The 15242-nt window shown below is 41.5% G+C and carries 12 protein-coding genes and 1 tRNA gene; 3 read left to right on the forward strand and 10 right to left on the reverse strand.

All coding sequences use genetic code 11. The features are described 5' to 3' along the window. Nucleotides 1-90 precede the first annotated feature (90 nt). A complete protein-coding gene (locus BW139_RS00860; RefSeq protein WP_008110298.1) occupies nucleotides 91-711 on the forward strand; it encodes an AhpA/YtjB family protein in 621 nt (206 codons plus the stop codon). Here BW139_RS00860 and BW139_RS00865 read toward each other — a convergent pair. The 4 genes from BW139_RS00865 to prfC form a co-directional block, all read right to left on the reverse strand. Then, nucleotides 678-1445, reverse strand: coding sequence for a TatD family hydrolase (locus tag BW139_RS00865; RefSeq protein ID WP_076918342.1), 768 nt, complete (start codon nucleotides 1443-1445; stop codon nucleotides 678-680). The two genes, BW139_RS00860 and BW139_RS00865, sit on opposite strands and share 34 nt — an antisense overlap. 13 nt (nucleotides 1446-1458) lie before the next feature. Further along, entirely contained in the window at nucleotides 1459-2097 is a 639-nt protein-coding gene (pdxH, locus tag BW139_RS00870) for a pyridoxamine 5'-phosphate oxidase (protein WP_076918343.1), read from the reverse strand. A gap of 400 nt (nucleotides 2098-2497) precedes the next feature. Beyond that, on the reverse strand, nucleotides 2498-4240 hold the full coding sequence (argS, locus tag BW139_RS00880) for an arginine--tRNA ligase (protein WP_076918344.1): 1743 nt from the start codon (nucleotides 4238-4240) through the stop codon (nucleotides 2498-2500). Between the two features lie 62 nt (nucleotides 4241-4302). Beyond that, the gene (gene prfC / locus BW139_RS00885; protein WP_076918345.1) at nucleotides 4303-5892 is read right to left on the reverse strand and encodes a peptide chain release factor 3; all 1590 of its coding nucleotides are present in this window, start codon (nucleotides 5890-5892) and stop codon (nucleotides 4303-4305) included. 347 nt (nucleotides 5893-6239) lie between these two features. On the opposite strand from prfC, the gene BW139_RS00890 reads away from it, so the two are divergent. After that, nucleotides 6240-8897 (forward strand): sensor histidine kinase, encoded by a 2658-nt coding sequence (locus tag BW139_RS00890; protein ID WP_076918346.1) that lies wholly within the window; start codon nucleotides 6240-6242, stop codon nucleotides 8895-8897. Between the two features lie 3 nt (nucleotides 8898-8900). On the opposite strand, the gene rimI is transcribed toward BW139_RS00890, so the two are convergent. The 5 genes from rimI to guaB form a co-directional block, all read right to left on the reverse strand. After that, complete coding sequence (rimI, locus tag BW139_RS00895; protein WP_076918465.1) at nucleotides 8901-9365, reverse strand: ribosomal protein S18-alanine N-acetyltransferase; 465 nt, start codon at nucleotides 9363-9365, stop codon at nucleotides 8901-8903. Next, the gene (locus tag BW139_RS00900; RefSeq protein WP_076918347.1) at nucleotides 9352-9636 is read right to left on the reverse strand and encodes a hypothetical protein; all 285 of its coding nucleotides are present in this window, start codon (nucleotides 9634-9636) and stop codon (nucleotides 9352-9354) included. The genes rimI and BW139_RS00900 overlap by 14 nt, the downstream gene beginning before the upstream one ends. 65 nt (nucleotides 9637-9701) lie before the next feature. Further along, nucleotides 9702-9778, reverse strand: a tRNA-Trp gene (locus tag BW139_RS00905). Nucleotides 9779-9923: 145 nt separating this feature from the next. Continuing rightward, nucleotides 9924-11501 carry a glutamine-hydrolyzing GMP synthase gene (gene guaA, locus BW139_RS00910; RefSeq protein WP_033102837.1) on the reverse strand — a complete coding sequence of 526 codons (1578 nt, stop codon included), beginning with the start codon at nucleotides 11499-11501 and terminating at the stop codon, nucleotides 9924-9926. Nucleotides 11502-11605: 104 nt separating this feature from the next. Further along, a complete protein-coding gene (guaB, locus tag BW139_RS00915) occupies nucleotides 11606-13075 on the reverse strand; it encodes an IMP dehydrogenase (protein WP_054201813.1) in 1470 nt (489 codons plus the stop codon). Nucleotides 13076-13209: 134 nt separating this feature from the next. Between guaB and xseA the strand changes: the two genes are divergently transcribed. Further along, nucleotides 13210-14541 carry an exodeoxyribonuclease VII large subunit gene (gene xseA / locus BW139_RS00920; protein ID WP_076918348.1) on the forward strand — a complete coding sequence of 444 codons (1332 nt, stop codon included), beginning with the start codon at nucleotides 13210-13212 and terminating at the stop codon, nucleotides 14539-14541. A 9-nt stretch (nucleotides 14542-14550) separates the two neighbouring features. Here the strand turns inward: xseA and BW139_RS00925 are convergent, their stop codons facing one another. After that, entirely contained in the window at nucleotides 14551-15237 is a 687-nt protein-coding gene (locus BW139_RS00925) for a hypothetical protein (RefSeq protein ID WP_076918349.1), read from the reverse strand. Between the last annotated feature and the right edge of the window lie 5 nt (nucleotides 15238-15242).

The raw sequence follows: 15242 nt of genomic DNA on the forward strand, positions 1-15242 counted from the left end.
AGATACAAAATTCGCCATCAGGGGGGATTTAGGGTTATAGTGTAGTTGTAACATCAAATCAAAATGCTGTCAGCAGCATAAACGGTGACTATGAAAAATAACCATCTTAAAAATCCACTTACAGCCTCGCAAAAAAAGCGTTTAATTCGTTTATTATTGGCCGCTGGCTGCTTTGTATTATTAAGCTGGGTAGGAATAAACAGTAGCTTTCAAAGCCATCAACTACTGTATGATAGTGCTAATAGTGCAGCCAAGTCACTCACTCAGTTTATGGCACTGAATGCCAAAAACCCGCTGATAGAGAAAAACAAATCGCAGCTCACCACCTTGTGCAACAATATTAGTAAAGATGAGTTTGTTCTTTCAGCCACCATTTATGATAAACAAGGTGTAGTGCTTGCAAGCAGCGATAACTGGCAATCACATCATGTATATGGCTTACTACCAGACTCATCGCCTGGCATTAGTAAGTTAAAAACACCGTTTGTTGAACAAGTTATTTCTGACGACAATCGCCCTATTGGCTTTGTATCTATTACCTATTTAACGCGTGCTGCGGTATCTTCAAGCCATAACCATTTTCACGATTTAGGTCGCCAAGTGTTACTTATGCTAGTAATTGCCTGTATTTTTACTTGGCAATTAGGCAGAGGATTAAAGCGCTGGCAGGTAAATCGTTATATACAAAAAACGTCAGAGCACGAATCATAAAGCTGCTTAGCTAATTGATTTTTATCGCTATTTGGCTTTAAAGCATAGAGCGCATTAAACACCTTAGGAATATGCAGTGGGGTGTTTATCTCCCCCTGATAACCACTTAGTGGCATTGAAGGTGAGTCAGTTTCAAGCACTAAATGCTGTGGCTCAAGCTTTGCTACAACAGCACGCGTTTTAGCAGCTCGCTCATAGGTTATAACCCCACCCACTCCAAGCTTAAAACCCTTTTTTATATAATACTGTGCTTGTTGTATTGAGCCTGAAAAAGCATGGATCACACCGCCATTCTTAGGTTTACAACGCTTAAACGATTGCGCTATTAAATCATGGCTTTGCCTGTGATGCACAATCAGCGGTAACTCAAGCTCATTAGCAAGCGCTATTTGTTGCTCAAACAGAAAAGTTTGTTTTTCAAGATTTTCGATACTGCGATCGAGCCCGCACTCCCCAATAGCCACCAACTGAGTTTTGTTTGTTTTAGCAAAGTTATACAGCGATTCTAAGTGCGATTGCTGATGTTGCGCTAAAAAATAAGGATGTAGCCCTGCCGCTATGCTGACTTGTGGGTAGGTTGCTTTAAACTCAAGTAATTTTTGAGATTGCGCCAAGCTAATACCTGGCACAATAAATTGTCTAACGCCCTTTGCTACACAGGCATTAATGAGTGATTCGCGGTTTGTATCAAACTCACTAAAATCGAGATGACAGTGCGAGTCTATAAATTGCAAAGCTAGCGGCCAACTAAGGGTTTAAGCGCGTTATTTGCCAGCTATTATCGGCCTGACGCTGATACATAAAGCGATCATGCAGACGATGCGCTCCGCCTTGCCAAAACTCGATTTTTTGCGGCACAACACAATACCCGCCCCAAAAGTCAGGGAGTGGAATCTCGCCTTTAGCGAACTTGTTTTTCATGTTGGCAAAGGTTTCCATTAGCACTTTACGCGACGACACCGGGCGGCTTTGTTGCGACGCCCATGCGGCTAATTGACTTTCCTTAGGGCGAGATAAAAAGTATTTAGCGACTGCCGATGTAGGTAATGGCTGCGCTTCACCATACACAATTACTTGGCGCTCCATATGGTGCCACGGAAAGTGCAGCGATATTTTGTTATTGCCTTTTAGTTCTTGCGCTTTACGTGAGCCGGTATTAGTAAAAAACACAAAACCGTTATCATCTAAATGCTTTAGCAACACAATACGCTGTGAAGGCTGACCGGTTTCATCGACCGTTGCCACAACCATGGCCGTTGGGTCTGGGATATTACTGCCCACAGCATGCTCAAGCCAAGTTTCAAATTGTTTGAATGGATCATCTTGCAAGTTATCTTCGCTTAGCGCGTCTTGCAGGTATTCACGGCGGATGTCTTCGAGTTTCATAAACAAATCCTTCTAAAGAGCTATCAGCTATCAGCTATCAGCTATCAGCTATCAGCTATCAGCTATCAGCTATCAGCTATCAGCTATCAGCTATCAGCTATCAGCTACAAAATTGGTGAACATTCCGAACAGTGTCAATATAAACCTAAAATTATCTGCTAGTGTAGGAGTGCTAGCAAGGCGGTAAAACTATTTATGCCAAGGAGCATACGGTTTGTATGTGACTTAGGCTAAATAGTTTTACCAACGCAGCTAAAGCGAACTACACAACTCAGATATCTGCAAGTGTAGGAGTGCTGACAAGGCGAAGTGCTTTATTATGCCAAGGAGCATACATATAGTATGTGACTTAGGCTAAAAAAGCACGACAACGCAGTCAAAGCGAACTACACGTAGCAGATTACATTTGCTCCATGACTTCGATACCTAGTAAATCCAATCCTGTTTTTAACGTATCTGCCACTAAATTACACAACACTAAACGGCTATCACGAACACTTGGCTCTACGCCCTCTTTAAGTACTGGGCAAGCTTCATAGAATGTCATGTATAAACTGGCTAGTTCGTATAAGTAACCACATAATACGTGCGGTGTGGCTTCATTGATCATCAGATCAAGGACTTCTTCTAACTGTAATAATTTAAGCGCGAGGGTTTTCTCTTGCGGCTCAATAATACTTACATCGGCTTTTAAGCTTAACGCATCTACGCCTGACTTACGGAAAATACTGCGAACACGCGTATAAGCATATTGTAAGTAAGGGGCTGTTGCACCCTCAAAACTTAGCATGCTGTCCCAGTTGAATATGTAATCGCTGGTACGGTGCTTAGAAAGGTCAGCGTATTTAACCGCGCCAATACCTACTTTACGGGCAATTTCACTACGATCTTCGTCAGATAAATCTGATTCACGCTCAGCGAGTTTGGCTGCTGCACGAGTAATTGACTCTTCAAGTAAATCAGCTAACTTAACCGTACCACCTGTACGGGTTTTGAATGGTTTGCCATCAGCACCCATCATGGTGCCAAATGGGCAAAACTCGTAACTGGTTTCATCGCGTAATAAACCCGCTTTACGTGCAGTAAGCTCCACTTGATTAAAGTGCAGACTTTGGCGCGCATCAACAAAGATTAAAATACGCTCAGCGCCTAGCTTGTTTGAACGGTAATCACAAGCCGCTAAATCAGTAGTTGCATATAAGAAGCCGCCACCTGATTTTTGCACGATAAACGCTGAAGGCTCACCGTCTTTATTTGCCAACTCATCTAAAAATACCACTTGTGCGCCTTGCGACTCTACTGCAATATTTTTATCTTTTAATAAGCTTATAATATCGTTAAGTTCACTGTTGTATGCACTTTCAGCCATAATGTCGGCAGGCGTAAGGGTTACGTTTAAACGCTTGTATACTTCTTCAGAGTGTTTCACTGAAGTGGCAATAAATAGCTTCCACAGTTTTTCACAGTGAGCGTCGCCACCTTGCAGTTTAACTACGTAGTTACGCGCTTTATCAGCAAAGCCTTCTTCGTCATCAAAACGCTTTTTCGCATCGCGGTAAAAAGTTTCTAAATCAGCAAGCGCAACAGTGTCTAAATCAACACCTTGGTTAATTTGATCTTCTAAATGCGCAATCAACATGCCAAATTGTGTGCCCCAATCACCCATGTGATTTTGACGTACTACGGTATCGCCTCTAAATTCAAGCGCACGTACTACCGCATCACCAATAATAGTTGAGCGTAAGTGACCTACGTGCATTTCTTTTGCAAGGTTAGGCGATGAGTAATCAACCACTACTTTTTGTGGTTTGGCGTGCTCATTTACTGCAAGTTTTGCGTGGTTATTAGCGGCTTGTACGCTTTGTGCTAAAAACTCTGGCTTTAAGTGAATATTAATAAAACCAGGGCCAGCAATTTCAGTTTTTTCAGCAATGTCGCTTACATCTAACTGATCAATAATTTTTTGTGCTAATTCACGCGGGTTACTTTTCATTTTTTTAGCCGCGCCCATCGCGCCATTAATTTGGTAATCACCAAACTGTGGGCGAGTGCTTTGTGTAACCGCTGGGTTGGTATCTTCAGGTAGGCCTGCGGCAGTCATAGCGGCAATGGCTTTTTCTACTAAAATAGTACGAATATTCATTATATTATTTACCTTTGTAAGCCCGCCAAAGCAGGCTTTGTGTTAATGCTAGTGGGTCAGTTCTAGTTTTCACGCGTGTGGTTAAATGTCACTTCAGGGTAACGCTCAGTCGACAAGTTAAGGTTTACACGACTCGGCGCTATGTAAGTTAAATTATCGCCACCATCGAGTGCTAAGTTGCTTTCGCACTTACGCTTAAACTCTTCAAACTTTTTAACATCATCACAGCTAACCCAGCGGGCTGTATTTACATTCACGCTTTCGTAAATTGCATCAACGTTATATTCAGCTTTTAAACGCGCTACAACCACGTCAAACTGCAACACACCTACCGCACCTACAATTAAGTCATTATTAATTAATGGTCTGAATACTTGTACTGCGCCCTCTTCTGAAAGCTGTACCAATCCTTTTAATAACTGTTTTTGTTTTAATGGATCGCGCAAACGAATACGACGGAACAATTCAGGGGCGAAATTTGGAATACCGCTAAACTTAATTTTTTCGCCTTGAGTAAAGGTATCACCAATTTGAATCGTACCGTGGTTATGTAAACCAATAATATCACCAGCGTAAGCATCAGCCGCACGCTCACGATCGCCCGCCATAAAGGTTACCGCATCAGAAATACTGACTTGTTTACCGATACGCACATGATTCATTTTCATGCCTTGGCTGTATTTACCCGACACAATACGCATAAAGGCAATACGGTCACGGTGTTTCGGATCCATGTTGGCCTGAATTTTAAATACAAACCCGGTGAAGTTTTCTTCTGTTGCTACAACTTTGCGGTCTTCAGTTTCACGTGGTAAAGGCGTTGGCGCCCATTCAGTCAGTCCATCTAGAACATGGTCAACACCAAAGTTACCGAGTGCAGTACCAAAGTATACTGGCGATAGTTCACCGGCTAAGAATAAATCTAAATCAAATTCGTGTGATGCACCAATAACCAGCTCTAACTCGTCACGTAATTGCGCTGCAAGTTCATCACCAATAGCTTGGTCAAGCTCAGGGTTATCTAGCCCTTTAATGCTGCGCACTTCTTGAATAGTGTGGCCTTGACCCGTTTTGTATAAAATGGTTTCTTCGTTATGGATATGGTAAACACCTTTAAACTCTTTACCACAGCCAATTGGCCACGTAATCGGTGCACAGGCAATATTTAGCTCTGTTTCTACTTCGTCGAGTAGTTCCATTGGGTCGCGAATATCACGGTCACATTTATTCATAAAGGTAACAATAGGCGTAGTGCGTAGGCGTGTTACTTCCATTAGTTTACGGGTACGTTCTTCTACACCTTTAGCGGCATCAATTACCATTAAACATGAATCTACCGCGGTTAAAGTTCGGTAGGTATCTTCAGAGAAGTCTTCGTGTCCTGGCGTATCAAGCAGGTTTACCAAAGCCTTATTATATGGAAATTGCATTACTGAGGTCGTTACAGAAATACCACGCTCTTTTTCCATTTCCATCCAGTCAGACTTAGCATGCTGATTAGAACCACGGCCTTTTACCGTTCCAGCTTTTTGAATTGCTTGTCCGAATAACAATACTTTTTCAGTGATAGTGGTTTTACCCGCATCCGGATGCGAGATGATCGCAAAGGTACGGCGTTTATTAATTTCGCTAAGGAGATTTTGGTCTGCCATTAAAAAGGTTCTTTTAGTTGATATACGGATGTATTTATATTTTAGTATGCTGAGCTTTTAAGGCTAAAAACAAGCCAACCTCGAAAGCTCAACATACCCCAACAAGAACCCAAATTAGCTCTTGTGACGCTATCCGTTAAGTTAATCGTAATTGAAGACTATTTTCGCTGATCTTGGCGCTATAAACAATCAATGGTTGGTTATTAACGGATCTTTTTTAACTTTGGTATTTTCAGCGATTATTAACAATAACGCTATAAATTGCCCACTAACTTAACACCAAGCTTGAGTAATAGTGCTGTAAATCATATTATTGGTCGATTACATGGAGGATTTGATGTTGGGTAATGAAAACCAGTAAGCTAAGTATTCGATTATTATGGTATATAACTCCACTGGTTATACTACCGTTGTTATTTTTAGGCGGGTTCACGCTCACTAATGTAACCAACTCTACGCAAAAACAAGCCGACTTGATCATGAGTCGCTTTGTAGAGCAGCAACAGCAAAAAGTATTCAACTATATTGATTCCTTTCATGCAACGGCCAAGTTACTCTCTGCCTCACCCGTGCTGAGTGACTTTTTAGCTAAAGATTTATTTGAAGACGCCAGCTATACGTATCGCCTTGGTGCACTAATGGACGTATTTGCTAGTTATAGTGAAGCCTATCCCGACATTATTAGCATAAATTTAGTCTCAAAAACCGGTGAAAGTGATGCCTATTACTCCAGTAATTTAACCGTAGCGCCCAAGTCATACCCATTTTTTGATCAAGTTATACAAAGTAATTTAAGCCAACAACAGTTTATGGTGCAAAAAGAAGATGGCACCACCAACTTATACTTTGTGCAACGCATATACAGTGTCGACTATTATCTAAAACGCCCACAGCAACTCGGTTTTATTGTGCTTAAGGTTGACCCTTCAATTTTAAACACCAGTATTTTAGAAGCGCCTTATAACAACACCTTAAATTTGTTACTGGCCAGTGATGGTAAAATTTTATTTAGCTCTGATTATAAAATGCGCGGCCACTATGTTAGTGAGTATGAACTAAATAAAATTAACGACTTAGCGGATATAGGTAGCTTATCAACCATTGAGCTTTCAAGTGTTGATAAAATAGAGCGACTGATTTTTGCAGCTCAAATGAGTGGCGGCTACTATTATGTGTCGACTATTCCTAAAGCGGTGTTATATCAATCGGGCAAAGCAATTAGTGTGATCACCGGGCTAATTGTAATTATTTCCGTGATCACCCTACCAATCTTAATTTTTATTGTGGTGCGTAATTTACTACTTAACCCAATAGAATTACTAGGTGAAGCAAGTCATCGTGTTGGTGATGGCGACCTCTCAGTCACACTGCCCGCTTATACTACGGATGAAGTAGGGATACTGTTTAACGACTTTAATCACATGATTAACCAAATTAAGCATTACCAACAGCAACTAGAAGAATATAAGCATCACTTAGAAGACAAAGTAGAGAGCCGTACTAAGGCACTTGAGTCGATGAACAGCAAGCTTGAAACCGCTATTGCCCAAGCAGAACAAGCAAACCAGCTTAAAAGCCGATTTTTAGCTAATATGAGCCATGAAATTCGCACACCGCTCACCGCCATTATGGGGTTTACCGAGCAACTACTGCATAGCGAAAAACCAACCAATGACAAACACCATTTAGGCACTATTTTACGTAACTCAAAGCACTTATTAGAGCTTATTAATAACATTCTTGATCTATCAAAAATTGAAGCCGAAAAGCTCGCGGTTGAACAAACGCCGTTAAATGTTGTGCAGCTTATCCATGATGTTGAATCAATTATTAAACCTTTAGCACAAGAGAAACAGCTATTATTTAAAATTAATTATGCATTTCCGCTACCACACACCATAAATAGTGATATTACTCGTTTAAAACAAATACTCATTAATATTGCCAGTAACGCGGTTAAATTTACTGAGCAAGGCCAAGTTACAATAACCGCTAAATACCAAGCACCAAAAACACTTACCTTTGTTATAGAAGATACCGGTATTGGTATGTCTGCAAACCAAATAAGCCGATTATTTACGCCATTTGAACAAGCTGATGCTACTACCACACGTCGGTTTGGAGGTACGGGATTAGGGCTGTGTATTTCAAAGAATCTAGCTCAGTTACTCGGTGGTGATGTCAGCGTAACCAGTGAAGTGGGTGTGGGCAGTTGCTTTACTATCGATATAGACTGTCATTTGAGTAATGGCTTAGGTAATAACTTATTGTTAACCGAGCATTCCCAACTTACACCAGAAAAAGATCCGCAGCTGTCTTTTGCAACCAACAGCTTTGATGCGCATATTTTGGTCGCAGAAGATAACCCCGATAATCAGTTATTGATTAAATTACTATTACAAACATGGGGATTAGAGCCCGATATAGCCAACAATGGTGCACAAGCCGTAGAAATGGCATTGGTGAACGACTATCAACTTATAATCATGGATATGCAAATGCCGGTTATGGGCGGCTTAGAAGCAACTAAAATGCTTAGAGATGCCGCCTACGATGGCCCTATTATCGCCCTGACCGCGAATGTAATGAATCATGATATTGATACTTACCTTGAAGCAGGCTGTGATAAAGCGCTGGGTAAACCCATTGATAAAGACGCACTGGAAAATGTATTAGTCAGCTACTTACACCTTGAACGTGATAACCAAAACAAGTGGGATAGCTTATTAAAGAGTGAAAAGTTTCAGCAAATAAATGCTAATTATTTGGCAAGTTTGCCAGATTATTTACAACAGATAAAAACCCTATATAACAGCCGGGACTGTGAGACATTACGCGCCCTTGCTCACAGTATTAAAGGCAGTGCTGGTTGTTTCAACTTTGATGACATTTACCATAGCGCCTCAGCCGTTGAACACAGCTTAAAAGGCAATGATATGCCACAAAGAGAAAAGTGCGTTGCAGAACTTATTGCCGCAATAGAGCAAGCCATCGCTAATAAGTAATCCTTAAAAATTTAAACCCAGTGCCATGCCCATTAAAATCGCGTCTTCAAAGCCGTTTTTATTGGGTGCATCACTGGGGTAATAATTTTTACGCACTGACATTTCAATAAAGCCAGCACGTTCATACAAAGCAATTGCCCGCGTATTAGACTCTCGCACTTCTAAAAATAAGTTTTCAGCGCTTTGTTGCTCACCGTACGCTATAAACTGCGTTAATAACTGCTGAGCAAACCCTTTCCCCTGAAAGCTCGGAGCAACACAAATATCCATTAAGGTAAAATCGGGTCCTGCTTTTTCACCAATGTAAAAACCTATCATTTGCTCGTCATCGAACGCGGCTAAATTAAAATAGCGGCCCTGCAAACACGACTGCATTGTTTTTAATGTCCAAGGGTGAGTATGGCAGGAAGTTTCAATAGCCATAAGCTCATTGATATTCTCATCACTAACCGACTTAAAGTGTATCAAGGTGTTCACTCATTAATGCCCATAACGCACGTTTTTGTGCACTGGACAGGGAAGAATCAGGCAAGCCTAATTGTTGCTCATTAAACTCAATAGTTGATGACTTAACAATCTTGTTAATTATTACAGGCGCAAACGCACGCTCAATATCATCTTTTAACGTATCACAGAGTGTTAACGATGAATTAGCTGACTGCTCTGACGGAGCTGGGCGAAAGTGTTGATTAAGTTCAAGCTTTTCTATACCAAAAACAGATGCGTAACGTGAATGCATAACGACTCGATGGAATTAGTAAGTTGAATAATATATGAAGTAATCAAAACGATGTAAAGAAGAAATGGCAGGGGCGGAGAGATTCGAACTCCCAACCGTCGGTTTTGGAGACCGCTGTTCTACCAATTGGAACTACGCCCCTGCAATGACGATGAATTATAAAGACCTTTTGACAAAGGTAAAGTAAAAATTCAACTTTTTGGTTTGTTTGCTTTTTAAATAAACAAAACGGCGAATTAGCATGCTAATTCGCCGTTAGTTATTACTTAATTATAACTATGAGAGGGTTATTCCCATTCGATAGTTGCAGGTGGTTTACCTGAAATATCGTAAACAACACGTGAGATACCGTCGATTTCATTAATGATACGGTTTGAAACCACACCTAAGAATTCATACGGTAAATGTGACCAACGCGCAGTCATAAAGTCGATGGTTTCTACACAACGAAGTGAAACAACCCAATCGTACTTACGTGCATCACCCATAACCCCTACCGACTTAACCGGTAAGAATACAGTAAACGCTTGGCTTACTTTATGGTAAAGCTCTGCTTTGTGAAGCTCTTCAATGAAGATAGCATCAGCGCGGCGAAGTAAATCACAGTACTCTTTTTTGATTTCGCCAAGTACACGCACACCTAAACCTGGTCCTGGGAATGGGTGACGGTAAAGCATGTCGTACGGTAAACCTAGCTCTAAACCAATTTTACGTACTTCGTCCTTAAATAACTCACGTAATGGCTCTACTAAGCCCATTTTCATGTCATCTGGTAGGCCGCCCACATTATGGTGCGATTTAATTACGTGCGCTTTACCAGTCGCTGAAGCCGCTGATTCGATTACGTCAGGGTAAATTGTACCTTGGCCTAACCATTTTGCGTTTTTAAGCTTTTTAGCTTGCTCATCAAATACATTAATAAACGTGTGGCCAATGGCTTTACGCTTATCTTCAGGATCTGATTTACCTGCTAAGTCATTTAAGAATTGATCTTCGGCATCTACTTTAACAATGTTTAAACCAAACTTATTGCCAAACATGTCCATTACTTGTTGGCCTTCGTTTAAACGAAGTAGCCCGTTATCAACAAATACACAGGTTAGTCGCTCACCAATAGCACGGTGAATAAGCATAGCTACAACCGATGAATCTACACCGCCTGATAAGCCTAAAATAACTTCGTCGTCGCCAACGGTTTCTTTGATACGCTCAATAGCATCATCAATGATTTTTGCTGGCGTCCATAATTTTTCACAACCACAAATATCAATAGCAAAACGCTCTAATAAGCGTTGACCTTGATGTGTGTGTGTTACTTCTGGGTGAAATTGTACGCCGTAAAAGCGTTTTTCTTCGTTAGACATTGCCGCATGTGGGCAAGTAGATGTTTTAGCAGTGGTTTTAAAAGTATCTGGAATTTCCATTACTTTATCGCCGTGGCTCATCCACACATCTAGTACGCCATTACCGCCATCAGTAATGTGATCTTCAATGGCATCAAATAATGCACAGTTACCCACTTTTTCAACTTGTGCGTAACCAAATTCTTTTTTATCTGAGCTATGTACACGGCCGCCAAGCTGCGTTGCCATAGTTTGCATACCGTAACAAATACCAAGTACTGGAACGCCTGCATTAAATACATACTCAGGAGCACGTGGGCTGTTTTCAAGCGTAGTTGATTCTGGGCCACCTGAAAGGATAATACCTTGTGGGTTAAACTCGCGAATTTGCTCTTCGGTTACATCCCAAGCCCAAAGCTCACAATAAACACCAATTTCGCGCACGCGACGGGCGATTAACTGCGTGTATTGTGAACCAAAATCTAAAATGAGGATTCGTGAATCGTGAATGTCTTTGCTCATGAAGTATCTCGTAAAGTCAGGTGCTAAACGCCACCAGCTTAAGCTGTGTGACTGTATTAGGGCTAACAAAGGTTAGCCCACTTATTTCAAGTTGTTAAGGCTGATTAGCCTAAACGGTAGTTCGGTGCTTCTTTAGTGATTTGCACATCATGAACATGCGACTCACCCATACCAGCAGAAGTTACACGTACAAACTGTGGTTTAGTGTTTAACTCTTCGATTGTGGCACAACCGGTTAAGCCCATTGCACTGCGAAGACCACCCACTTGTTGGTGAATAATGGTTGCAATTGGCCCTTTATAAGCAACACGACCTTCAATACCTTCAGGTACTAACTTGTCAGCTTGGTTTGATTTTTGGAAGTAGCGATCTGATGAACCTTCTTTTTGATCCATCGCACCTAGGCTACCCATACCACGGTAAGACTTGTAGTAGCGACCTTGATAAAGTTCAACTTCACCTGGTGCTTCTTCAGTACCCGCGAGCATAGAGCCAACCATTACACACGATGCACCCGCAACCAATGCTTTTACAATATCACCAGAAAAACGAATACCGCCATCGGCAATCACTGGAATATCGCGACCTTTAAGGCCTTCAACCGCATCAGAAATAGCCGTGATTTGTGGTACGCCACAACCGGTAACAATACGTGTAGTACAAATAGAACCTGGGCCGATACCTACTTTGACAGCATCAACACCGGCATCTGCAAGGGCAATAGCACCTTCGGCTGTCGCTACGTTACCCGCAACAATTTGTAAATCAGGGTAAGCTTTACGAGTCGCTGCAACACGGTCAATAACACCTTGTGAGTGACCATGAGAAGTATCGATTAGTAGTACATCAACACCGGCTTCAACTAATGCAGCTATACGCTCATCAGTACCAGCGCCAACACCTACCGCAGCACCTACACGTAAACGACCTTGTTCGTCTTTACATGCATCTGGTTTGTCTTGTGCTTTTTGGTAATCTTTTACGGTGATCATGCCTTTAAGTTTAAACGCATCATCAACCACAAGAATCTTCTCAATGCGGTGTTCGTGCATTAAGCTCAAGATATCTTCGCGAGCCGTTCCCTCTTTAACCGTTACTAGGTTTTCTTTTTTCGTCATCACTGTTGAAACCGGCTGTTCAAGCTTAGTTTCAAAGCGCATATCACGACTAGTTACAATACCTACTAGGTTATTTTCGCTATCGGTGACCGGAAAACCTGAGAATCCCTTTTCCTGAGACAGCTCAACGGCATCTGCAATAGTCAGATCGGCGGTTACTGTAACAGGGTATGAAACAATACCTGCTTCATAGGTTTTAACTTTACGAACATTTTTCGCTTGTTCTGCAATGGTCATGTTTTTATGAATAAAACCAAGACCACCTTCCTGCGCGAGTGCAATAGCTAAACGAGCTTCTGTAACAGTATCCATAGATGCTGAAATGAGCGGCAAGTTAAGTTTGATACCACGCGTTAAGCGAGTTGAAATATTTGCCGTGTGTGGCAAAACAGTAGAATGACCAGGTACTAAAAGTACGTCATCAAAGGTAAGAGCTTCTTTAGCGATTCTAAGCATTTTGGCAACTTCTCACATGTGGATCTAAGATAAGGAATTGCGGCCAAATTTTAACAGCGTTGTGGGCACTAGTAAATAATATTTTGTATTTATTTATGATAAGCTAGATTTATAAATGTTTTTTGGTAGTTTTTATGTTTTCTAAGCCCTCGCAAACGGTTTATACCGTATCTCGCCTTAATCGTGAAATACGTGCCCTACTTGAACAAGGTTTTGCGTCTTTAGTACTCACTGGTGAAATTTCTAACTTTATTGCGCCTGCTTCTGGGCATTGGTATTTTTCGTTAAAAGACGATAAAGCGCAAATTAAAGCCGCCATGTGGCGAGGCAATAATCGCAACCAAAGTTACCGACCAATTAACGGCGCACAAGTAACCGTTAAAGCACGTGTATCTTTGTACGAACCCCGTGGTGACTACCAGCTTATTGTTGAACATATGGAGCCTGCCGGCGAAGGGCAACTAAAACTTGAGTTTGACGCGCTAAAAATGCGCTTGGCTGCAGAGGGCTTATTTAGCTCTGCTTATAAAAAACCCCTACCCCAAAACATAAATCGCATCGGGGTGATCACCTCACCTACAGGCGCCGCAATCAAAGATATTTTAACTGTTTTAAAGCGTCGTGCGCCGCAATTAGAAGTGGTTATTTATCCTGCGATGGTGCAAGGCAAAGAAGCGCATGGCCATTTAATCAAGCAAATAGAGCTGGCAAATCGTCGTAATGAAGTCGACGTTATCATTCTCGGGCGCGGTGGTGGTTCATTAGAAGATTTATGGTGTTTTAATCATGAGCAACTTGCTCGCACTATTTATCAAAGCGCACTACCCATTGTGAGCGCTGTTGGCCATGAAATAGACACCACGATTAGCGATTATGTCGCTGATGTGCGCGCAGCAACCCCCTCGGCGGCAGCGGAGCTAGTAAGTCCCAATACACAAGAGCTACATAATAGGGTTAATCAATTAGTTAGCCGTTTAGCGAATGCATTTAAACATGACATTGCCGATAAACGCGCACTAGCAATTCAACTACAGCACCGCTTAAATTTATGCCACCCGCGCAATCAGCTAAACCAAAAATCACAACGCTTAGATGAGTTGAGTATTGCACTGCAACAGGCAATGCGTCAGCGTTTATACCAGCAAGAACGCGTATTAGCTAATTTAACTCCACGCCTAATGCGCCAATCACCAGATAAAAAGCTAGCAAATGCAAACCATCAGTTAGCACAGCTACATGCAAGGCTAAACCAAGCGATGCAGCAGCAACTACAACACGCAAATAATACGCTTGCCTTACAGGCGAGTCGGCTTGATTCGGTTAGCCCCCTTAATGTATTAGCGCGCGGTTACAGCATAACGAAAACGGCGCAAAATAAAGTGGTTAAATCAGTGGAAGATGTAAAAGTGGGTGATGTTTTAATTACAGAGCTTGGCGATGGCACAATAAAATCAACAGCGTCGTAAACATTTTAGCTAAAGCTCTGTTGTCATTAGCATGGTTAATTCACTGTCGCTGGAGGTTGAGGTTGTTCTTTTAAACTGCAGCCAAAACTCTTGTTTCATTAATTTATCATTGAGTTTTCGCCAGTGGGTATGGTCGAACGAACCTTTATCTGTTGGTGCGGCTAATTTAAATTTACAAACCGATGTTTTACACTCTGCGCTCACAATATCAGGCATTGCGACTAAATCTGCAGTAAGTAAAAAGTCTTGCAGTGCTGTTTCAGTTTGATAAGCCCACTCCTCATTGCGTATTTGTTCATCGAACTGTGCTTGTAAAGCGGCTTCGATATCATTTGGGGCACGCAGCTCTTTTAGAACACGATTCATGGTTACTTTTTGCTCAGCAAGCTGCTTTTTTAATTCAACAACTTGTGCTTCAAGAGGTAGCTCATCTACAGATGAAGCTGCTAATAAATTTGAGTCCACATCGTTCATTTCTTTTGAAGCAACGGCATTATTTGCAACTACACTATTAGTGTTGTCTGTCACTTTGGTCGTATCGCTTTTTTTGTGTTGCACAATACTAGGCTGTTGATGTTCAACTTCTGTAATAACAAACTTTTCAGGTGCAGTAGCAAAAAAATTTAAATAACCCCACGTTAAGCTAACACCTGACACAAAACCGCCAAGAAGCATTAAAAAACTATGTTTGTTCATTTTAA

The organism is Pseudoalteromonas sp. SK18, assembly GCF_001974855.1.
Classification (GTDB): domain Bacteria; phylum Pseudomonadota; class Gammaproteobacteria; order Enterobacterales; family Alteromonadaceae; genus Pseudoalteromonas.

Excerpts from the sequence above, each read along its gene's own strand:
- guaA (WP_033102837.1), bottom strand. The coding sequence starts at position 11,501 with ATGAGCAAAGACATTCACGATTCACGAATCCTCATTTTAGATTTTGGT.
- prfC (WP_076918345.1), bottom strand. The coding sequence starts at position 5,892 with ATGGCAGACCAAAATCTCCTTAGCGAAATTAATAAACGCCGTACCTTT.
- pdxH (WP_076918343.1), bottom strand. The coding sequence starts at position 2,097 with ATGAAACTCGAAGACATCCGCCGTGAATACCTGCAAGACGCGCTAAGC.
- BW139_RS00860 (WP_008110298.1), top strand. The coding sequence starts at position 91 with ATGAAAAATAACCATCTTAAAAATCCACTTACAGCCTCGCAAAAAAAG.
- guaB (WP_054201813.1), bottom strand. The coding sequence starts at position 13,075 with ATGCTTAGAATCGCTAAAGAAGCTCTTACCTTTGATGACGTACTTTTA.
- BW139_RS00900 (WP_076918347.1), bottom strand. The coding sequence starts at position 9,636 with ATGCATTCACGTTACGCATCTGTTTTTGGTATAGAAAAGCTTGAACTT.
- xseA (WP_076918348.1), top strand. The coding sequence starts at position 13,210 with ATGTTTTCTAAGCCCTCGCAAACGGTTTATACCGTATCTCGCCTTAAT.
- BW139_RS00925 (WP_076918349.1), bottom strand. The coding sequence starts at position 15,237 with ATGAACAAACATAGTTTTTTAATGCTTCTTGGCGGTTTTGTGTCAGGT.
- argS (WP_076918344.1), bottom strand. The coding sequence starts at position 4,240 with ATGAATATTCGTACTATTTTAGTAGAAAAAGCCATTGCCGCTATGACT.
- BW139_RS00890 (WP_076918346.1), top strand. The coding sequence starts at position 6,240 with ATGAAAACCAGTAAGCTAAGTATTCGATTATTATGGTATATAACTCCA.